Below are 19,558 nucleotides of genomic sequence, written 5' to 3' on the forward strand. Positions count from 1 at the left end.
AAGCACCGCCTTTTCCGTTTGATCGTCAGTTCCGATTAGTCGGAAGCAACAGCTGCGGCAACCAGGGCCAGCAGGATCAGGGGAACCAGGATGCCCGAGGACGAACCTGTTGTTTCTTCCACGATGACCGGTGCTTCAACAATCGGCTCAGCCAGCGAACCAGCGAAAGCAGTCGATGCAGCAGCGGACAGAGCAGCGGCGAGAACGAGTTTCTTCATAACATAACCTCCAGAATAGGCGTGCAGTATCATATACATACACGCACCCAAGACTTACCTCGTGAAACTGTTCTAAACAGGGTCGGCGAAAGTTTGCAAACCCACAATTAGCTATTGCCTAAAGGAATCAGGGGCATGTCGTCATATTAGCAACACTTGGGTGCCCACCTTCGACAAGGCAAAAAGTTCCGCGATATGTTCATTGTAGAGCCCGATGCAACCATTGGAAGACTTGCGGCCAATTTTCCTTGTATCGTGGGTGCCGTGGATCCGGTAATAGGTCCAGCTAAGGTAGAGCGCATGGGTGCCAAGCGGGTTGTCCGGGCCGGGGCCAACATAGGGCGGCCAATCAGGATTGCGCTTAAGCATCGAGGGCGTTGGACGCCAGCTTGGGCCTTCGACCTTTTTGATCACACGGGTCCGGCCACGACGGGTCAGGTCTTCGGTCAGAGGCACGGAAGAGGGGTAAAGCTTGTAGATGCTTTGATCGTCGGACCAGTAATGCACGGCGCGGCTGTCGATATCTACGAGGATCGCGCCATTGCGCGTATTGCTGAAATAGGGACGCCAATCCAGCATCCGAAAGCTTGAGACATTGCGCTTGGCGCTGCCAGCCAGATCACCATCAGCTTGGGTCGTCGCGGCAGAGTTCAGCGATGTCGTGTCCTGCGCCAAAGCTGGGGTCGCCAGCATGGCTGCACTGCCAGCAAGAAAGCCACGGCGGCTCTTTAACGAAAATCGGTGAGCGGACATGGGATCTCCAGACTATGATTATGCTAACTGTCTCTATATGGCGCGAATGTCGCAGTTTCAAATCAAACCGGCCTCCGCTGGCAGAGTCATGCCGATGTGCGTTTGAACTGCAACGCCCGCCGATGTAAGGCAAGAAAAAATTTTAACAGCGTGGAGCGCTCTCATGATCCGTATCCTGTCCATCCTATTGGCGCTCACGGTGGCGCTGTCCGCCTGTACGCCTGTGTCGGCCCCCGGTGGGAAATCGGGCAATATCTATCGCCTCAGCCGCTCGGATGCGGGCAAGATTCAGTTTCGGATGTTGGATTCGGTCAACGCATTGCGCAGCGCTGCCGGTGTGACGCCGCTAGAGCTGGACTCGAAGCTCAACGCAGCCGCTGCAACTCATGCGCGGGATATGTCGGTGCAGAACCGCCCTTGGCACTTTGGCTCTGACGGTTCTTCGCCAATCGACCGCATCCAGCGTGTTGGCTACACCGGCGGCTTGGTGGGCGAGGTTATCTCCGAAACCTATGAGACAGAACTTGAAACGCTGGCTGCTTGGATGGAAAAACCAGACACACGCCGCATTCTGATGGCACCCGATGGCCGTCAAATGGGCTTTTCGTGGTATCAAGAAAACGGCGGCAAAATCTGGTGGACGTTGGTTGTGGGTAATTAAACCAGCAGGGTAATCTCGCACCGGCCCTTCGCGGGGCCGGCGCAAGGCGCGGCCTTATGGGGTGATCAGCACCGGCGTGCCGTCACGGACCATCGCATAGATGTCCTCAATCTCGTCATTGTCGCAGGCGATACAACCCCAAGTCCAATCGCCTTTCTCTTTCTTTCGCGGGTGTTTTTGCCCGTGAATGAAGATGTCGCCACCCGGACTTTTCCCAAGCGACCGCGCATATTCAACGTCCTGCGCATTGGGGTAATCGATCCCAACAGACAGATGGAATCGGCTGTTCGGGTTGCGCCGATCAACGCGGTACAGCCCTTCGGGCGTGCGCCCATCCCCTTCGACCCTCTTGTGGCCAACAGGGGCAAAGCCCAGCTTAATGCGATAGCTCTCAAGCACCTCATTGTGATGCAAAAGCATCATCCGGCGCTGGCCTTTATTCACCACCACATAGGTCACTTCCGGCCCGGTATAGCGCTTGAACTTGCTGCTGCTACATGCCCCGAGCGCCACCAAAGCGGTGCCCCCAAGTATCATATTCCTGCGTTTCATCTCTGTGCCCTCTGCCCAGCCTTTGCGGCCCTTTTGACAGGCGGTAGCATAGGTTGGGGTTAATTTCATCCAAAAAGAGATGCCAAGCGGCTTTCTGTCTCAGCTTTCGGCGACGGTCAGACAGGCGGCCAATTCCACATGGGATGACCAGCGGAATTGATCGACAACCTGCACCCAATCGAGCCGATAGCCCGCTGCCACAAGGTTCTGCACGTCGCGGGCGAAGCTTACCGGGTTGCAGGACACATAGGCCAGACGCGGCACTTGGGCGCGGATGATCTCAGCCACCTGCGCTTCTGCCCCGGCGCGAGGCGGGTCCAACACAAGGGCATCGATCTTGGCCAACTCGTCCGGCAACAGAGGGCGGCGGAACAGATCGCGTGTTTCGGTAGTCACAGGGCGCGCACCTTTGGCCTGGCGCCAACCTGCTTCAAGCGCGGCCATCATTTCCGCGTCGCCTTCAACCGCATGAACCCGCGCCTTTTGCGCCAGTGGCAGCGCAAAGGTGCCGCAGCCCGCGAAAAGATCGACGATATTCTCCGCTCCACCCAAAGCCTCAGTCACTGCCGCAAGCAAAGCAGCCTCGCCGTGGCGCGTGGCCTGAAGAAATGCGCCCGGCGGTGGGGTCACACGGGCGTTGCCAAAGGTCTGCGCAGGCGGCGCACGCATGGCGATCACCTCGCCGTCCCACGTCAGCCGTGCCAGAGCCAGTCGCTCACAGGTCTGCGCCAACTGCTGGCGAAGCGGCCCGTCGAGCGGTTTGCCATTGGCCACCGATACATCCAGCCCTTCCTCGGAAAGCGTCACTGTCACGGCGAGTTCAGCCTTGCGGCTGGTACCGATCAGCGCCAATTCCTCAGCCACTTTCAAACCGGGCAGCAAAGCCGGATCGACCAACTGACACCCCGGCACTTCGATCAGCACATCCGAGGCACGGCCATGAAACCCGGCCATGGCACCCTTTTTCGTCCGCCGCGCGGCAAAGGTCGCCCGCCGCCGAGACTGCGCAGGTGAGGTCTGGATAGGGCGGAACGGGGCGTCGATCCCATGGGCCGCGAGCGCCTTGCGCACCACATCAACCTTCCACTCGGCCACGAAATCATCCGCCGCGTGTTGCAACTGACAACCGCCACAGGATTTGAAATGCCGACAGGGCGGCGCGACGCGCTGCTCGGACGGGGTGATGATACGGATGTCGCGTAGCTGTTGGCCGTCGATCTCGCCGCTCACAGTTTCACCGGGAAGGGTCATCGGCGCAAACAGTGGGCCTTCGGCAATGCCGTCGCCGTGGTGGCCCAGTCGCAGGATTTTATGTTCTGTCATAGCCTGCCCATAGCGCGGAGCGGGTCACAGCGAAAGCCTATTCCGCCGCCTTTACATCCTGAAACCCGCCCGATTGACGGTGCCAGTAGCGCGCGTAGAGCCCGTTTTGCTCCAGCAATTCCGCATGCCTTCCAATCTCTGCAATACGGCCAGCGTCCAAGACCAGAATGCGGTCCATCTCGGTCAGGGTCGACAAACGGTGCGCAATGGCCAGCACCGTCTTGCCCTCCTTCACCCGGTTTAGGGTCTGCTGGATTGCCGCTTCCACCTCGCTGTCCAACGCGCTAGTCGCCTCGTCCAGCACCAGAATGGGCGCGTCTTTCAGAATGGCACGGGCCAAAGCGATGCGCTGGCGTTGCCCGCCCGACAGTTTCACCCCGCGCTCGCCCAAATGCGCGTCATAGCCACGCCGGCCTTTGTGATCCTCAAGGTCTTGGATAAATTCATGCGCCTCGGCCCGTTTAGCTGCCGCGATAACCTCTGCCTCTGTGCCATCGGGGCGACCGTAGAGAATATTGTCCCGCGCTGAGCGGTTAAACATCGCCGTTTCTTGCGTGACCATGCCGATATTGCGCCGCAGGCTTTCCTGAGTGACCTTTGATATGTCCATGCCATCAATCACGATCTGACCCTCTTCGGGTTCATAGAGCCGCAATAGCAGGGCCACGAGCGTCGATTTCCCGGCCCCCGACGCGCCGACGATTCCCAGTTTCTCGCCCGGTTTGATCGTCAGCGATATTTGGTCGATCCCCCCGGTTTGACGGCCATAAGCAAAGCCGAGGTTGCGCAGCTCAATCTGTCCCGCATCTACCATCAACTCCGGTGCCGCTGGTCCATCGTCGAGCCGGACAGGCGGTGTCAGCGTCCGCATACCGTCTTCGACCTCGCCAATATTGGAATAGATCGCCATCAGCGTGAAGGACACCCAGCCGGTCATCTGCGCAATGCGGATCGCGATGGCGCCTGAGGCAACAATATCCCCCTCGCTCGCCATGCCGCGTTGCCACAAGAAGATCGTGCCGCCCATGAGCAGCACCGGCAACAGCCCGGCAAGGCTCATCAGAGCCAAACGGAACCCAGCAGCGAGATAGCCGAATTCAAGCGCGCGGCTGCGGAAACTCTGCATGGCGCTTAGCGCGGCGCGATCTTCGTGATCGGCATGGGCAAACAGCTTCACGGTCTTGATATTGGTGATCGTATCGACCACCTGCCCCGACACCATCGCCCGCGCTCCAGCCCGGCCAGCGGCCCGTTTGCGCACGCGGGGCAGGAACCAGTTGATCAGCGCCAAATACATCGCCAGCCAAACCGTAAACCCAAGCGCCACACGCCAGTCGATCGCCAGAAGCAGCGCCACAGAGCCCACAAGAGACGCCAGCGCAAAGGCCACGACGTTAATGACCTCAGCCGCCACTTCGGTCACCGCCCGCGCCGCTTGCATCTGCTTTTGCGCAATGCGTCCGGCGAAATCATCGTCAAAGAAGTTGACGTTTTGCCCCAGTGTCCAGCGGTGCAGCCGTGACAGCACCAACGGGTTTAGATTGGGCTGCACCATGATCGCGTTTGACGCCGATGACAGCGCAAAAAGAACGGGACGCGCGATCAAGAAAAACGCCACCGCAGCCAACACTAAGGCAAGACTGCTGCCTTCGAAAAACCGCTCCGGCCCCGCGCTTACTGTGGCATCAATGACCTTGCCCAAAATCCACGCAGTCCCAGCCTCCATCGCGCCAGCGGCGGCAGATAGGAATGTGGCGAGCCAAAGAACGGGCCACGCGCCCGACAGGCACCACCGCATGAAGGCACCTAACGTCTGCGGCGGCGGGCCGTCGGCGGGGTGGAAGGGGTTGATCCAGTTTGCAATGTTCAAGACGTGTCATCCATTGTCAGAAATCCGCCCGACTGACGGTGCCAGAAGGCTGCATATAGGCCCGATTTGCGCAAAAGCGCGTCATGTGTGCCTTCTTCAACGATACGGCCCTGATCCAGCACAAGAATTCGGTCCATCTTTGCAATGGTCGAAAGCCGGTGTGCGATGGCGATCACGGTTTTGCCCGCCATCATGCCATAGAGCGTTTCCTGAATGATCGCTTCCACTTCGCTATCTAATGCGCTGGTTGCCTCGTCCAGCAACAGGATCGGTGCGTCTTTCAGGATCACCCGCGCCAGCGTGATCCGCTGACGTTGTCCGCCAGAGAGCTTCACCCCCCGTTCGCCCACCCGCGCGTCATAGCCGGTCCGCCCTTCGGGGTCGGTGAGGTCAAGAATGAAGTCATGTGCCTGTGCCTGCTTTGCTGCGGCGATCATCTCGGCCTCTGTGGCGTCTGGCCTGCCATAGAGAATGTTCTCACGCACAGATCGGTGCATCAGAGAGGAATCCTGCTGAACCACACCGATATACCGTCGCAGGCTGTCTTGCCTTACGTCGCTGATGTTCTGCCCGTCGATCCGGATCTCGCCCGCCTCGGCGTCGTAGAACCGCAGCAGCAGCTTGATGATAGTCGATTTCCCCGCGCCAGATCGGCCGACGAGGCCAATTTTCTCGCCCGGCTGCACAGTGATATTCAGCCCTTGGATACCGCCACTGTCGCGCCCGTAATGGTGGCTAAGACCGCGCATCTCGATCCGTCCCTCGGTTAACCTTAGCGGCGACGCGTCGGGACTGTCGGTCAGGGTGATCGGTTGGGCAATCGTTTCCATGCCTTCGGCCACGACACCCAATTCGCGAAAGAAGCTCGATACGGCCCACATGATCCACCCGGTCATCGCGTTTAGCCGGAGCGCAAGGGCTGCGGCGGCGGCCACGACGCCCACGCTCGCCTCACCGCCCATCCATAGGGCCAGCGCCCAGCCCACAACCCCGACGATCAGCAGACCGTTCAGCGCGGTGAGCACCACATCCATTATGGTGAATATCCGCATCTCTCCCTGAAAAGTGCGGCGGGCCTCTTCGATAGCCTCCCCGGCGAAATCGACCTCCAGATCATGATGGGCGAACATCTTGACCGAATGGATATTCGTATAGGCATCCACCACCCGGCCGGTCACCTGAGAACGCGCATCCGAGGCGGCTTTGGACGCCGGCCCGACCCGTTTGATCGTCCAGACCACCAATGCGGAATAGAGCAGAAGCCATGCCAAAAGCGGCACTAACAAGCGGATATCGGAGGTGGACAGCAAGACCGCCGCACCGATTACATAGGCCAGCGAATAGGACAGCGCGTCGAAGGTTTGAAACACCACCTCCCCCGCTGCCGGGGGTGTCTGCATGATGCGATTGGCAATGCGTCCGGCAAAATCATTCTCAAACCAACCAACCGATTGTCGCAGCACATGCCGATGCGCACGCCAACGGATCAGCGTGCCAAAGTTTGGCAGGATCGTGTTGTTGAGCAACATGACGTCAAACGCCTGCACCATGGGCCGCAGGAACAGAACGGCCAGGGCGACCAACATTAACTCGGTGCCATGAGCCTCCCACATCTGCATTGGATCATTGGACAGAAGATCAACGATGCGACCCATGTAATAGATCAGCCCAACCTCGATCGCTGCAACGAGGATCGCCATGATTCCGGCGAGCACGAAGACCTTTTTGAAGGGCTTCGCATAGTTGCGCATGAACGGCCAAAGCCCCTGTGGCGGGTGATCACCCTCGACGTAAGGGAGGTATGGATCAACGAGGTTTTCAAAGAAGCGGAACATAAGAAGGCCTTAGGATAAGACGTGCAAAAATGTCGGCGCCACCTAATGATGGGGCCGAAAAACGGGCTGGGGCTATGTCAGCTTAGCTGAACCAGATCCCACGGTACATTTTGCACACCTCCTCGGTTGATGTGCCTCAGTAGCCGAATTTACCTATTTTGTCGACCTGTCAGCGCCCGTCCAGCAATTCGGCGGCGGTTAGGGTGAAGTCTGATGCGATCCACAGATGCTCCAGCCGGGCAAGTTCTTGGCCAAGCTCAGGGCCATTGAACCGGGGCATGAGGTCTTTGCCCTTCACAGGAAAACGCGCGGTAGACGCTCTTTCAATCGTCTCTAACACAGCACATTCGGGCATTTGTTCTGCAAGACACCCCCGCAACAGCGCTGCAGCGCGCGCGAGGTCCGCCCCATGGCGGTAGGCCAACTCCGGAAGACCAACCCCGGAAAATCCCTGTTCCTGCAACAGGGCAAGCGTTTTTGCCTCTGCCTTGCTCAGACGCAGCCGTTCACTCACCCCTTCCCCGCCCAGCGCGGCCAGACGGGTGAGCCAGTTCGGCGCGAGCCCCAAGGTCTGCTCAAAATGCACCAGCAGCGACATCCAACGGTCGTCACTGCCCGGTAGTAGCACCGGGAAAACCCCGGTTTGGCGCATCAGCGCGAGAGCCGACGCAGGATCATCTGCCCGCAGTAACTTTCTAAATTCCTGCCCGACCCGCTCTGCGGAAAGTGTCTCTAACCCGTCAAGATTAGAGGCGATGGCGTCTACTGCGTCAGGGTCTGGCCCATCTTCTGGATCACCATACCAAGCCATAAATCGGAAATAGCGCAGCGTGCGCAGGTAATCTTCGCGAATGCGGCGGTCTGCATCCTCGATAAAGCGCAGCCGCCGTGCGCGTAGGTCTGGCAAACCGCCCAAAGGATCAACAACCCGGCCTTCGGGAGTCGCATAAAGCGCGTTCATCGTGAAATCACGACGCCGCGCATCCTCGCGCATGTCAGTGGAGAAGGCGACGACAGCGCGACGCCCATCAGTGTCCACGTCGCGGCGGAATGTCGTGATCTCAAAGGGCTTCCCGCCCGAAACTAAGGTCACCGTGCCGTGGTCAATGCCCGTTGGCACCGCTTTCACACCGGCGGCTTTGGCGAGAGACATTACCACCTCTGGCGGCGCATCCGTCGATAGGTCTACATCGCTGTCTGGCAGACCCAAAAGCGCATCACGCACGCAGCCGCCGACAAAGTAAATCTGATGACCGCCGCCCTGTACCACGCGACACACCTGCTGTGCATCCTCGTCTTGCAGCCAGCGGGTTTGGGGGGGAATCATCTGTTCATTCGGGTCGCCCATGCGTGCAACATACGCGCGGTTGCGCCCCAAATGTAATAGGGGCCATAGGGAACAGTGTAATAATACCGTCGCTGACCGCGCCAGCGACGGGAATGCACAATGTAGTTGCTAGGGACCAGCACATGGTCGAGCGGCACGCGAAACACCTCTTCGACCTCACCGGGCTCTGGAACCACTTCGAACGCGCGGGTCACATGACCGATCACCGGCGTCACGCTGAAGCCTGTTACAGTCTCATGCGCGGGCAGAACGCCCAATACATCGACGATCTCGCTCGGCAAGCCAATCTCTTCCCGCGCTTCGCGCAGAGCAGCGGCGATGACATCTGCATCACCGCCGTCTTGCTTGCCGCCCGGAAAGGCAATCTGTCCGGGATGGTGCTTTAACGCCGAAGAACGTTTGGTCAGGATCAATTCCAGCCGATCACCGGTATCGATCACCGGGGCCAACACACCCGCAGGCCGCAAAGCGCGGCCTTTGGGCAGTGTGACATCCGGGTTCAGGTCAAAATCAGAGGATTCCACCCCCGTCTGCGCAAGCGCTGCGCGGTAGGACTGGAATTTATCGCTCACCTCAGACCTTGGCCTCGAAACCCACTGACTCAGGATCAAGGTCGTAATGCGCCCCGCAGAACTGGCAGTCTGCGGTGACCCGACCTTCGTCCGTGGTCATCTTCTCGATGTCACGGGCGGAGTAGATCGACAGGCTCTGCCGCACACGGTCCTCGGAACAGGTGCAGCCGAAACGAACCGGCTGGGGATCATAGACTCGCGGTTGTTCCTCGTGAAACAATCGCAGCAACAGGTCCGTCGGTGGCACGCTGGGGCCGATCAGTTCGAGGTCTTCGACCGTGCCAAGCAGGATATTAATACGGTTCCAGTTCTCAGCATCATCGCCTTCGACCAAGTCATCGGCCTTAAGCACATCGCCCGAACCTTCACCAGATGCAGCCAAGGGGGATGCTTTGGGCATATGCTGCAACATGATCCCGCCTGCGCGCCAATGCTCAGGCTCATCGGGGCCTGAGGATTTGCCGAAGCTCAGCGAGAAACGTGTTGGCAGTTGCTCGGACTGCGCGAAATAGGACTCAGCGCAGGCCGAAAGCGACCCAGCGGCCAAAGGCGTGATGCCTTGATAGGGGGTCATGCCTTTACCTTGGTCAATCATAATTGCGAAATAGCCTTCGCCTACCTGCTCAAACGGCGCGGCATCGGTCAGACGATCCGCATCATAGCTGGCATAGGCGCGAATACGGGCAGGTTCGCCCTCTTTCTCAGGGCCATAGTAATCAGTGGCGATCATCCGCACCGCACCCTTGGACTGGACCTGAAGCGACAGTTTCCAGCGCAGTTTAATGGTCTGCCCAATCAAAGCGGTCAGCAAAGCCATCTCGGCCACCAAGGCTTCGACCTGCGGCGGGTAATCATGCTGTTTCAAAATACCTTCCAACACGCCATCAAGCCGCGCCACGCGGCCGCGCATGTCGACATTGTCTAACTGGAAGGGCAGAACGGTATCGTCCCACGCGATTGTAGTTCCTTGGGTCATCGGGTTTCCTTATCGGGGGCCGCTTGGCATACCGCGTCTATATAGGGGCAGCAACCCATGGAAAAAGGGGCAGCGAATGATCCGACGTACAGACCGACCACCAAGACCCGATAAGACCTATACGCCCCGGCCCGGAGTCTATGCCATCTTGCCGCTACAGAACCGGTTTTTAATGACATTGGAACAGGCGGCACAGACCGAAGTGCAACTGCCCGGCGGCGGCATTGATCCGGGGGAGTCCCCTCTTCAAGCGCTGCACCGCGAAGTTATGGAAGAGATTGGTTGGCGCATTGCCCGCCCTCGCAGGCTGGGGGCGTTCCGACGGTTTACCTATATGCAGGATTACGACCTTTGGGCGCAGAAAATCTGCCACATCTACGTGGCCCATCCCATACGCCAGATCGCAGAACCAAGCGAGCCGCATCACGCCACGCTAGTACTCTCTGCGTCCGAAGCCATAGCAACACTGGCCAATGACGGTGACCGTATGTTTCTGCAACGCTATCTTGGCTGAGGGCCCAAATACTCAAACAATATGCCAGAGACATCATCCGGAAATTCGCGACTGCCCGCAAATTCGGACAGGTTCCAAACCAAGGCGCTCAGCAATGCCGGGCCACTGAAACGACGCAGATCGGTCAGCATCTCTGCCAACCCGGCCTCACCCAACATATTGCCCGCTCGGTCAGGACATTCAGTGACCCCGTCCGACAGCAAGAGCAAGCGATCCCCTTGGGACATCTGCACTTCAAACTGATCGAACTTAACGCCCGACAGCAGGCCAACGGGAAACCCGCCTGTCCCGTTCTGCTCGATCCTCCCGTCATTGCGCAGCAAAGCGGGATGCGGATGACCAGCCTGCGCTATGGTTACGGCACCGCTGCTGAGATCAACAATCGCCAATATCAGCGTAAAATAATGCTCAGTATCCATTTCATCGAGCACCAGATCGTTCAGCTCCTCGATCACCTCACGGGGCGGCCGGGCGGCATAGCTTCCGTCGGGCTGCAAGCTTAGCGCCACATTCTGATCCGGTGCCGTGGCCGATAGATACCCCGCCAGCCGCGCGGTCATCAGCGCCGAACTGATGCCATGGCCCGAGACATCCAAACCAAACAGACCCAACTGACCAGGGCAAACCGGAAAATAGCCTACCAGATCACCCCCGACATGCCCCGCAGAGCGGAGCATCATGGACAGATTGCCCCCATCAAGGGCGCGGTATCGCTCTCGGATCAATGACTGCTGAAGCTTCTTGGCTTCAATCAAATCCTTTTCGATCACCGCCTGTGTGCGCTGCAATTCCCCCAACGTTTCTGAAATCAGATGGTTCTTCTGTGTCAGTTCCCGTTGCATGTTCAAAATACGCTGGCCTGCGGTCATACGTGCGCGCAGTTCGGAGTTATTGACCGGCTTGGTAAGAAAATCATCGGCCCCGGCATCAAGCCCCCGCGCCACTTCCGCCTTATCGCTTTTCGCAGTCAGCAGGATAAAATAGCCGTATTGATCCTGAGATAACGCGCGAAACGCGCGGCAAAACTCCAAGCCGGACAGGCCGGGCATCATCCAATCGCTCAACACGATCTGCGGCATCCGTTCGCGGCACAGCGCTAAGGCGGCTTCGCCTGTGCTTGCCTCCATCACCTCATAGCCCCAGCGTGTGAGTGATTTGCACAGGATACGCCGCTGCACTCGGCTATCATCAACGACCAAAACCAACACAGGTTCTACAGGCGCAGCTTGCGCCGATGTCTTGCAAGGTAGGTCCAGTTTCATGCGCATATATCCCGACAGTCGCCCTGCCTTAGCGCATGCCTACTTAACAGCTCATGAAGCCCATTGTGCGAACCGTTTTTTAACGTCCCCCCGCCAGAATGCCGCGCAACGGAGGTGGCAAAATGATTGATTGGACACGCGTGCTCGAACTGCGCGATGAGGTCGGCGCCGAAGACTTTAACGAGGTGGTCGATCTGTTCCTCGACGAAGTGCAAGAAGTGATTATGCGGCTCGACGATAACCTGCCCCCGGCGCAAGTTGAGGCTGATTTACACTTTTTGAAAGGAAGCGCGCTCAGCCTCGGCTTTGCCGCCTTCTCTGATCTATGTGAGACCGGCGAAAAAAAGGCCTCTGGCGGAGAGAACCTAACAGATGTCTTGCCTCGCTTGCGCGATTGCTATGCAAAGTCGCGGCAGATTTTCCTGAATGACCTTCCGCAAAAGCTGACCGCACCAGCGGTTTGACCGAATTAAAGCACGAATTGCGCTAAAATCTCGTCATTCGTGATGTCGGTATAGGTAAAGCCTGATCTGGCCAATTGCTGCAGGAAGGGGGCGAAGTTCTCCGGCTGGCTCGTCTCGATCCCGATCAGAACCGACCCAAAGTTGCGCGCGGATTTCTTCAGATACTCGAACCGACAGATATCATCCTCCGGCCCCAGCATCATCAAAAACTCCTTCAGGGCGCCAGGACGCTGCGGCATCCGCAGGATGAAATACTTTTTAACACCGGAATAGCGCTGCGCCCGCTCCTTAACCTCAGGCAATCGCTCGAAATCGAAGTTTCCGCCGGAAGCCACGCAAACCACAGTCTTGCCCGCGATCTCATCCGCCACCTCGCTCAATGCATCGATCGACAGCGCGCCCGCAGGCTCCAACACGATCCCTTCGACATTCAGCATCTCGTTGATTGTCACGCAAATCCGGTCCTCCGCCAGATGCACAACATCAGTGGGATCTACCCCGCTTAACCGCGCAAAGGTCCGCGCCCCGATCTTAGCAACCGCAGCCCCATCGACAAAACTATCAACAGGCGAGACATCCACTGGCTCTCCCGCTTCCAACGCGCGCGCAAAGCTCGGCGCCCCCGCAGGTTCAACAAAGGTGTAGCGGCAGGCGTCACCAAAGTAGCTCACTACCCCGGACGACAGCCCGCCGCCGCCCACTGGCAAAATCACGTGATCCGGCACGCGGCCCAATTGCGCTTCGATCTCCACCGCAACGGATGCTTGCCCCTCAATCACATCATCATCGTCAAAGGGCGACAGAAAATGCGCCCCTTCAGCGGCACAAAACGCCTGCGCAGCTTTCAACGTCGCATCGAAATAGTCGCCAACAAGGCGAATCTCGACATTATCGCCGCCAAATATGCGGGTCTTCTGTACCTTCTGCTGTGGCGTAGTCACCGGCATAAAGACCACGCCGCGCACGCCGAAATGGCTACAGGCAAAAGCCACCCCCTGCGCATGGTTCCCCGCCGAAGCGCAGACGAACACCTGCTTCTCGGGGATCAACTTGCGCATCGCATTGAACGCCCCACGCAGTTTGTATGAGCGTACCGGGCTTAAATCTTCGCGCTTCAACCAGATATCCGCGCCAAACCGTTCGGACAGGTGTTCGTTGCGCAGCAGCGGCGTGGCTGGAAACAAGACGCGCAAAGCCTCTGCCGCCGCTTGTGCTTTATGTGCAAAATCATCCGCCATCTGTGCTCTCCTTGCTGCTTCCCGTCGATAGGCGCGCAACCGGACCAGGTCAACGCAGGCTTCAATCTTGCCCGCGCCCGCGAAAACCGCTACCTCGCAGGGCGAACTTGAAAGGAACCCCGTCATGTCCGCGCCCAAGAAAGTCGTGCTTGCCTATTCCGGCGGCCTCGATACCTCGATCATCCTGAAATGGCTGCAAACTGAATACGGCTGCGAAGTGGTGACCTTCACCGCCGACCTCGGCCAAGGTGAAGAGCTCGAACCGGCCCGCAAAAAGGCCGAGATGATGGGCATCGCCCCGGAAAATATCTACATCGAAGATGTCCGCGAAGAATTCGTCCGCGACTTCGTCTTCCCAATGTTCCGCGCCAATGCAGTCTACGAAGGGCTCTACCTCTTGGGCACCTCCATCGCCCGCCCGCTGATCTCCAAACGTCTTGTGGAAATCGCCGAAGAAACCGGCGCCGACGCGGTAGCCCACGGTGCCACCGGTAAAGGCAACGATCAGGTCCGCTTTGAACTGGCGGCCTATGCGCTGAACCCCGATATCAAAGTCATCGCCCCTTGGCGCGAATGGGATCTGTCGAGCCGCACCAAACTGCTGGCCTTCGCCGAACAGAACCAAATCCCAATCGCCAAGGACAAACGCGGCGAAGCCCCCTTCTCCGTCGATGCCAACCTGTTGCACACCTCGTCTGAGGGCAAAGTCCTCGAAGACCCAGCCGTCGACGCGCCCGACTACGTCTACCAGCGCACGGTTAACCCCGAAGACGCCCCCGACACACCCGAATACGTCGAAATCGGTTTCGAACGTGGCGACGCAGTCAGCATCAACGGCGAAGCCATGTCCCCCGCCACGATCCTGACCAAACTCAATGAGCTTGGCGGTAAACACGGCTGCGGCCGCCTCGATCTGGTTGAAGGCCGTTTCGTCGGCATGAAATCCCGGGGGATTTACGAGACCCCCGGCGGCACCCTGCTGCTTGAAGCGCATCGCGGCATCGAATCCATCACCCTCGACCGCGGTGCCATGCACCTGAAAGACGAGCTGATGCCGAAATACGCCGAGCTCATCTACAACGGCTTCTGGTACAGCCCCGAACGCAAGATGCTGCAAGCTGCCATCGACGCAAGCCAAACCCATGTCACCGGCACCGTGCGCCTGAAACTCTACAAAGGCCACGCTCGCACCGTCGGCCGCTGGTCCGATCACAGCCTCTACTCCGAGGCTCATGTGACCTTTGAAGACGACGCCGGCGCCTACGACCAAAAAGACGCCGCAGGCTTCATCCAGCTGAACGCCCTGCGCCTCAAACTGCTCGCCGCCCGCGACAAACGCAGCAAAGGCTGAAGCACGGGCCGAAAACCCTCCTTCATCCTTTCTTAAATACCCGCGGGGGTCCGGGGGCAGCGCCCCCGGCGGCCTGCCCCGGCCGCAACGCAAAAGGCCCGAGCGTTCCCGCCCGGGCCTTCTCCAAATTTACAGCCAGATCATTTAGCGGTGACGACCTTCATCACCAACTCCCCTTCTGGCTTAATTGGGCCATCTTCCTTAGCACCCAACGTATATTCGAATACACCGGTTTTCATGCCGCCCTCTTCGGAATGCACCATAAGCATCAGCATATCACCTGAGGCGACTTCCTCTTGCAATATCGCCGCCACATCCGTGCTCTCCCCGGCCCGCAGCGGCGCATAGGCAACGACGGGGCCGGGCTTCATATCAGCATCGGTCCGGTGCACGACCAGCCAGCCATTTTCGCCTGCCATAACCTTATCCGCCGTTACGACACCGCTTGATACGTCTTGATCAGAAGCTTCCACCATCGGCGTGGCATGAGCCGCGGCAAAGGCGGCGCCGGTTGTCAGAGCGAATGCGAGTGTTGCGCTTGTCAGAATTCTCATTTGGTTTTCCTCCTGTTGAACCTGACACAGTCACGTGTGGTCTCCGTTCAAAGTTTCGCACCTCTCTAATTAATTCCTACGGCATAAAAATGCGCTTTAAACGATGCGGGCTCATCCCGGTGCCATCCGCCCTCTTCAATTTGGCTTCACTACAGCGTGACTTTCCCCACCCTGATCTTGCGCTACCCTCGACCGCGCGGCAGCGTTAGCGCAAAGGAGGACCGTCATGTTCCGAAAAAGAATCGTAAAGCCCACCATCCTTACTCTTGCCATCGCCCTCGGCTTTGTCGTGCAAAGCAGAAGCGCTGAAGCGGCAGAGACTGAGGTGCTAACCGTCGCAGGCGGCTGTTTCTGGTGCGTAGAGGCCGACTTCGAGTCGGTACGGGGGGTGAAAGAGGCCGTGTCCGGCTTTGCCGGGGGGCGAACCAAGAACCCGACCTACAAACAAGTCACAGGCGGCAACACTGGCCATTATGAGGCCGTGCAGATCACATTCGATCCTTCCGTGGTCAGCCGAGATACGCTGCTCGACCTCTTTTTCCGCTCCATCGACCCGACAGACGCCGGGGGTCAATTCTGTGATCGCGGCGAAAGCTACCGCACCGCAATCTTTGCAGGCACTGCCGCGCAGAAAGCCGCAGCAGAGGAAGCGAAAGCCGAGGCTCAGGCCGCTTTGGGCACAGAAGTCGTGACACCAATCCTGGGCGATGCGCCGTTCTACCCGGCAGAGAGCTACCACCAAGATTACTACAAGAGCAGCGATCGGCTGGCTTTCAGCAGCGTTGGCTTGGGGGTCAAGAAATCGGTGGCCTACAAACGCTACCGCGAAGGCTGTGGGCGCGATGCGCGGGTGAAACAGCTTTGGGGTAGTGACGCGCCTTTTGTTAACTAACGGTTAGACGTCAAAATCATGGTCCCTGACGTCCTTGAGGTCGGGGATCACATCGGCTGTGCCGTGGCGCGTTACCATCAGTGCTCCGGCCCGCATGGCAAGATCAATGGCCTGTGGCATCGTCATTCCCCGATCCAACCCTGCGACAAGGTAGCCGGTAAAGGTATCGCCCGCGCCGGTGGTATCGACGGCCTCAACCGGGTAGGCCGGGTAGGTTTCGATCCGATGCACCTTGTTAGAGACCCATTCGCATCCACCTGCGCCCAGCGTCACAACGATATCATCCACTGGCAGTTGCCGCAGTTCAGCGCCGGTCGCTTTGCGCAATTGTGCCGCTTCAACCTCGTTCAGGACGAGCAAATCGATATGGTCGATAATCGCTAAAATGGCCTCTGGATCGAAAGGCGCAGCGGCATAAGCCAGCCGCAGGCCTAGGGTCTTGCCAGTGCGCGCCGCAAAGTTCTGACCATTGGTCTCATTCTGCATCAACAGCCAATCACCCGATGAAGCCTCGCTCAGCGCCGCTCCGATCATCTCTTCGGTGAACTCGTGGTTGGTGCCGGGAAAGATAACGATGTTATTCTCCCCCTCAAAATCGACAGCGATATTCGCGTGGCCGGTCGCCCCCTCCATCAAAGTGATATGCGCGGTTTCGACCCCATATTCCAACAGCCGTTCCAACGCCCATCCACCATCAGCACCAAGGGCGCCGATATGCATAACCCGCGTCCCGGCACGTGCTGCGGCGACCGACATATTGGCCCCTTTACCACCTAGACCCTGCCGAAACTTTCGCGCGGAAATGGTCTCCCCCGGTCCCGGCAGATGCGGCAGCAGATAGAAGTTATCCGCGTTGATAGAGCCGAGATTCCAGATCATCAGCCCACCTTACAGGCCGCAAGAATGGCCATGTTCAGGATGTCATTGGCTGTCGACGCCGAAGAGCAGATTTGGATCGACTTATCCAAACCCGTCAGGATCGGTCCGAGCACCGTGGCTCCAGCCATTTCTTGCATCAGTTTCACCGAAATGCTGGCTGAGTGCCGCGCAGGCACCACAAGAATATTCGCAGGGCCGGTGAGGCGCGAGAACGGATAGTTCGCTTGGCTGGCAGCATTGAGCGCCACATCGACAGTCATCTCGCCTTCGTACTCAAAATTTACCCCACGACGATCCAGCACCTCGGGCGCGAGGTGCATCTTCTCGGCCCGCTCCGACACAGGATAGCCAAAGGTCGAGAAGCTGACAAAAGCCACCCGTGGCTCCAACCCCAAGTGCCGCGCGACCCGCGCACCGCTTTCGGCGATATTGGCCAGATCGTGTTCGTCGGGCCATTCATGCACCAGCGTATCAGCGATAAAGACGATCCGCCCCTTATGCAGCAACGCCGTGATCCCGGCGGCGCCCGCTTTGGCGTTGGCCTCAAAGACATGGTTGAGCCGTTCCAGCACATGCGCCGATTTGCGGGTGGCGCCAGTGACCAGACCGTCACCGTGACCATGCGCCAACATCAGCGCCGCAAAAACGTGACGATCACGTGACGCAAGGCGGTGAATGTCTTTGCGGTCAAACCCCTTGCGCTGCAAGCGGCCGTAGAGGAAATCTTTGTAGGTCTGCAAATGCTGCGTATTGGCGGCGTTCACCACCTCCAACTCGCGCACGGCGTCCTCCATGCCACTGGCTTCCAGCTTGGCGCGGACGTCATCTTCGCGCCCAACGACCAGCGCTTTGCCCAACCCGGCACGCTGATACATTACTGCGGCACGCAATACCTTTGGATCGTCGCCTTCGGCAAAAATCATCCGTGCTTGGTTGGCACGTGCCCGCGCATTGATGCCGCGTAGGATGCTCGCGGTCGGGTCCATGCGCGATTTCAGACCGACTTCATAGGCGTCCATATCGATGATCGGACGACGGGCAGCGCCCGTATCCATCCCCGCTTTGGCTACGGCTGGGGGAATACGGTGAATAAGACGGGGGTCAAAAGGCGTTGGAATGATGTAATCGCGCCCAAAGGTCAGCGTCTTGCCATAGGCCAGCGCCACCTCATCTGGCACATCTTCCCGCGCTAATTGCGCCAAAGCATGGGCGCAGGCGATCTTCATCTCGTCGTTAATGGCGCGGGCATGAATATCCAGCGCCCCACGGAAGAGATAGGGGAAGCCCAGCACGTTATTCACCTGATTGGGATAATCCGAACGGCCTGTGGCGACGATAGCATCCATGCGGACCTCATGCGCCTCTTCTGGCGTGATCTCCGGGTCCGGGTTCGCCATGGCAAAGATCACCGGATCATCGGCCATAGAGGCGACCATATCAGGCGTCACAGCCCCCTTCGCAGATACGCCAAGGAAGACATCAGCGCCCTTCATTGCTTCTTCGAGCGTGCGCAGCTCGGTATTAGCTGCATGGGCCGATTTCCACTGGTTCATGCCCTCAGTGCGACCTTGATAGATCACACCTTTCGTGTCGCACATGATGCAGTTGTCGTGTTTCGCGCCCATCGCTTTGAGCAACTCTAAGCACGCGATCCCCGCCGCCCCGGCACCATTCAATACGATCCGCACATCTTCGATCTTTTTGCCCGACAGATGCAGCGCGTTGATCAGACCTGCCGCACAAATGACCGCCGTGCCGTGTTGGTCGTCATGGAAAACGGGGATGTCCATTTCCTCTTTCAGACGCTGTTCAATGATAAAACATTCCGGCGCCTTGATGTCTTCGAGGTTGATGCCCCCAAAGGTCGGCCCCATCAGCTTGCAAGCGTTGATAAAAGCTTCGGTGTCTTCTGTGTCGAGTTCAATGTCGATGGAGTTTACATCCGCAAAGCGCTTGAACAGCACCGCCTTGCCTTCCATCACCGGCTTGGACGCCAGCGCGCCGAGGTTTCCCAGCCCCAAGACTGCTGTCCCGTTGGACACCACGGCGACCAGATTGCCCTTGTTGGTATAGTCATAGACTGTTTCTGGGCTTTCGGCGATCGCCTCACAGGGCACGGCGACACCCGGCGAATAGGCAAGGCTCAGGTCCCGCTGGGTGGTCATCGGCACTGTAGCCGAGATCTCAAACTTTCCGGGCGTCGGTTCAAGGTGAAAGGCAAGCGCCTCTTCAGAGGTGATACGGTTCTTTCTCGTCACGACATGGCCCTTTTCCTGCTTCGAAATCTTTTTAGCCA

The 19,558-nt window shown here is 58.5% G+C and carries 19 protein-coding genes; 5 read left to right on the plus strand and 14 right to left on the minus strand.

What is annotated here, in order from left to right:
* Positions 1 to 35: 35 nt before the first annotated feature.
* Positions 36 to 218 carry a hypothetical protein gene (locus HTT03_RS16565; RefSeq protein ID WP_067261136.1) on the minus strand — a complete coding sequence of 61 codons (183 nt, stop codon included), beginning with the start codon at positions 216 to 218 and terminating at the stop codon, positions 36 to 38.
* A 141-nt stretch (positions 219 to 359) separates the two neighbouring features.
* Complete coding sequence (locus tag HTT03_RS16570) at positions 360 to 971, minus strand: L,D-transpeptidase (RefSeq protein WP_174860891.1); 612 nt, start codon at positions 969 to 971, stop codon at positions 360 to 362.
* A gap of 163 nt (positions 972 to 1,134) precedes the next feature.
* Between HTT03_RS16570 and dalA the strand changes: the two genes are divergently transcribed.
* A complete protein-coding gene (dalA, locus tag HTT03_RS16575) occupies positions 1,135 to 1,632 on the plus strand; it encodes a divisome-associated lipoprotein DalA (protein ID WP_174860892.1) in 498 nt (165 codons plus the stop codon).
* A gap of 54 nt (positions 1,633 to 1,686) precedes the next feature.
* Here dalA and HTT03_RS16580 read toward each other — a convergent pair whose 3' ends face one another.
* The 7 genes from HTT03_RS16580 to hslO all read right to left on the minus strand — a co-directional run bounded on the left by HTT03_RS16580 (position 1,687) and on the right by hslO (position 10,108).
* The gene (locus tag HTT03_RS16580) at positions 1,687 to 2,184 is read right to left on the minus strand and encodes a L,D-transpeptidase family protein (RefSeq protein WP_174860893.1); all 498 of its coding nucleotides are present in this window, start codon (positions 2,182 to 2,184) and stop codon (positions 1,687 to 1,689) included.
* A gap of 99 nt (positions 2,185 to 2,283) precedes the next feature.
* Positions 2,284 to 3,507: a class I SAM-dependent RNA methyltransferase gene (locus tag HTT03_RS16585; RefSeq protein ID WP_174860894.1), complete on the minus strand. Its 1,224-nt coding sequence runs from the start codon at positions 3,505 to 3,507 to the stop codon at positions 2,284 to 2,286.
* 37 nt (positions 3,508 to 3,544) lie between these two features.
* Positions 3,545 to 5,377, minus strand: a complete 1,833-nt coding sequence (locus HTT03_RS16590; protein WP_174860895.1) for an ABC transporter ATP-binding protein — start codon at positions 5,375 to 5,377, stop codon at positions 3,545 to 3,547.
* Positions 5,374 to 7,212: an ABC transporter ATP-binding protein gene (locus tag HTT03_RS16595; RefSeq protein WP_174860896.1), complete on the minus strand. Its 1,839-nt coding sequence runs from the start codon at positions 7,210 to 7,212 to the stop codon at positions 5,374 to 5,376. Before HTT03_RS16595 ends, HTT03_RS16590 begins: the two co-directional genes overlap by 4 nt.
* 169 nt (positions 7,213 to 7,381) lie before the next feature.
* Positions 7,382 to 8,539, minus strand: a complete 1,158-nt coding sequence (locus tag HTT03_RS16600) for a CCA tRNA nucleotidyltransferase (protein WP_174860897.1) — start codon at positions 8,537 to 8,539, stop codon at positions 7,382 to 7,384.
* The gene (locus HTT03_RS16605) at positions 8,536 to 9,132 is read right to left on the minus strand and encodes a CoA pyrophosphatase (RefSeq protein ID WP_174860898.1); all 597 of its coding nucleotides are present in this window, start codon (positions 9,130 to 9,132) and stop codon (positions 8,536 to 8,538) included. Before HTT03_RS16605 ends, HTT03_RS16600 begins: the two co-directional genes overlap by 4 nt.
* A gap of 1 nt (position 9,133) precedes the next feature.
* Positions 9,134 to 10,108, minus strand: a complete 975-nt coding sequence (gene hslO / locus HTT03_RS16610) for an Hsp33 family molecular chaperone HslO (RefSeq protein ID WP_174860899.1) — start codon at positions 10,106 to 10,108, stop codon at positions 9,134 to 9,136.
* Positions 10,109 to 10,184: 76 nt separating this feature from the next.
* On the opposite strand from hslO, the gene HTT03_RS16615 reads away from it, so the two are divergent.
* Entirely contained in the window at positions 10,185 to 10,622 is a 438-nt protein-coding gene (locus HTT03_RS16615; RefSeq protein ID WP_174860900.1) for an NUDIX domain-containing protein, read from the plus strand.
* Here HTT03_RS16615 and HTT03_RS16620 read toward each other — a convergent pair.
* Positions 10,610 to 11,884: a PP2C family protein-serine/threonine phosphatase gene (locus tag HTT03_RS16620; protein WP_174860901.1), complete on the minus strand. Its 1,275-nt coding sequence runs from the start codon at positions 11,882 to 11,884 to the stop codon at positions 10,610 to 10,612. The two genes, HTT03_RS16615 and HTT03_RS16620, sit on opposite strands and share 13 nt — an antisense overlap.
* A gap of 122 nt (positions 11,885 to 12,006) precedes the next feature.
* On the opposite strand from HTT03_RS16620, the gene HTT03_RS16625 reads away from it, so the two are divergent.
* Positions 12,007 to 12,348, plus strand: a complete 342-nt coding sequence (locus tag HTT03_RS16625) for an Hpt domain-containing protein (protein WP_174860902.1) — start codon at positions 12,007 to 12,009, stop codon at positions 12,346 to 12,348.
* 5 nt (positions 12,349 to 12,353) lie between these two features.
* Here the strand turns inward: HTT03_RS16625 and ilvA are convergent, their stop codons facing one another.
* On the minus strand, positions 12,354 to 13,586 hold the full coding sequence (gene ilvA, locus HTT03_RS16630; protein ID WP_174860903.1) for a threonine ammonia-lyase IlvA: 1,233 nt from the start codon (positions 13,584 to 13,586) through the stop codon (positions 12,354 to 12,356).
* A 124-nt stretch (positions 13,587 to 13,710) separates the two neighbouring features.
* Here ilvA and HTT03_RS16635 point away from each other — a divergent pair, with 124 nt between their 5' ends.
* Entirely contained in the window at positions 13,711 to 14,937 is a 1,227-nt protein-coding gene (locus HTT03_RS16635; protein WP_174860904.1) for an argininosuccinate synthase, read from the plus strand.
* 140 nt (positions 14,938 to 15,077) lie between these two features.
* Here the strand turns inward: HTT03_RS16635 and HTT03_RS16640 are convergent, their stop codons facing one another.
* Positions 15,078 to 15,491: a DUF7282 domain-containing protein gene (locus HTT03_RS16640; RefSeq protein ID WP_174860905.1), complete on the minus strand. Its 414-nt coding sequence runs from the start codon at positions 15,489 to 15,491 to the stop codon at positions 15,078 to 15,080.
* Positions 15,492 to 15,717: 226 nt separating this feature from the next.
* Between HTT03_RS16640 and msrA the strand changes: the two genes are divergently transcribed.
* Positions 15,718 to 16,383: a peptide-methionine (S)-S-oxide reductase MsrA gene (gene msrA / locus HTT03_RS16645; RefSeq protein WP_174860906.1), complete on the plus strand. Its 666-nt coding sequence runs from the start codon at positions 15,718 to 15,720 to the stop codon at positions 16,381 to 16,383.
* A gap of 3 nt (positions 16,384 to 16,386) precedes the next feature.
* On the opposite strand, the gene HTT03_RS16650 is transcribed toward msrA, so the two are convergent.
* Both HTT03_RS16650 and HTT03_RS16655 read right to left on the minus strand, forming a co-directional pair.
* Positions 16,387 to 17,262, minus strand: a complete 876-nt coding sequence (locus HTT03_RS16650; RefSeq protein WP_174860907.1) for a ribokinase — start codon at positions 17,260 to 17,262, stop codon at positions 16,387 to 16,389.
* Positions 17,262 to 19,520: a phosphate acyltransferase gene (locus HTT03_RS16655; protein WP_174860908.1), complete on the minus strand. Its 2,259-nt coding sequence runs from the start codon at positions 19,518 to 19,520 to the stop codon at positions 17,262 to 17,264. Before HTT03_RS16655 ends, HTT03_RS16650 begins: the two co-directional genes overlap by 1 nt.
* Positions 19,521 to 19,558: the final 38 nt, after the last annotated feature.

It is taken from the genome of Sulfitobacter maritimus, from assembly GCF_013346665.1.
In the GTDB taxonomy this organism is placed as follows: domain Bacteria; phylum Pseudomonadota; class Alphaproteobacteria; order Rhodobacterales; family Rhodobacteraceae; genus Sulfitobacter; species Sulfitobacter maritimus.

Excerpts from the sequence above, each read along its gene's own strand:
- HTT03_RS16565 (WP_067261136.1), bottom strand. The coding sequence starts at position 218 with ATGAAGAAACTCGTTCTCGCCGCTGCTCTGTCCGCTGCTGCATCGACT.
- HTT03_RS16570 (WP_174860891.1), bottom strand. The coding sequence starts at position 971 with ATGTCCGCTCACCGATTTTCGTTAAAGAGCCGCCGTGGCTTTCTTGCT.
- dalA (WP_174860892.1), top strand. The coding sequence starts at position 1,135 with ATGATCCGTATCCTGTCCATCCTATTGGCGCTCACGGTGGCGCTGTCC.
- HTT03_RS16580 (WP_174860893.1), bottom strand. The coding sequence starts at position 2,184 with ATGAAACGCAGGAATATGATACTTGGGGGCACCGCTTTGGTGGCGCTC.
- HTT03_RS16585 (WP_174860894.1), bottom strand. The coding sequence starts at position 3,507 with ATGACAGAACATAAAATCCTGCGACTGGGCCACCACGGCGACGGCATT.
- HTT03_RS16595 (WP_174860896.1), bottom strand. The coding sequence starts at position 7,212 with ATGTTCCGCTTCTTTGAAAACCTCGTTGATCCATACCTCCCTTACGTC.
- HTT03_RS16600 (WP_174860897.1), bottom strand. The coding sequence starts at position 8,539 with ATGATTCCCCCCCAAACCCGCTGGCTGCAAGACGAGGATGCACAGCAG.
- hslO (WP_174860899.1), bottom strand. The coding sequence starts at position 10,108 with ATGACCCAAGGAACTACAATCGCGTGGGACGATACCGTTCTGCCCTTC.
- HTT03_RS16615 (WP_174860900.1), top strand. The coding sequence starts at position 10,185 with ATGATCCGACGTACAGACCGACCACCAAGACCCGATAAGACCTATACG.
- HTT03_RS16620 (WP_174860901.1), bottom strand. The coding sequence starts at position 11,884 with ATGAAACTGGACCTACCTTGCAAGACATCGGCGCAAGCTGCGCCTGTA.
- HTT03_RS16625 (WP_174860902.1), top strand. The coding sequence starts at position 12,007 with ATGATTGATTGGACACGCGTGCTCGAACTGCGCGATGAGGTCGGCGCC.
- ilvA (WP_174860903.1), bottom strand. The coding sequence starts at position 13,586 with ATGGCGGATGATTTTGCACATAAAGCACAAGCGGCGGCAGAGGCTTTG.
- HTT03_RS16635 (WP_174860904.1), top strand. The coding sequence starts at position 13,711 with ATGTCCGCGCCCAAGAAAGTCGTGCTTGCCTATTCCGGCGGCCTCGAT.
- HTT03_RS16640 (WP_174860905.1), bottom strand. The coding sequence starts at position 15,491 with ATGAGAATTCTGACAAGCGCAACACTCGCATTCGCTCTGACAACCGGC.
- msrA (WP_174860906.1), top strand. The coding sequence starts at position 15,718 with ATGTTCCGAAAAAGAATCGTAAAGCCCACCATCCTTACTCTTGCCATC.
- HTT03_RS16650 (WP_174860907.1), bottom strand. The coding sequence starts at position 17,262 with ATGATCTGGAATCTCGGCTCTATCAACGCGGATAACTTCTATCTGCTG.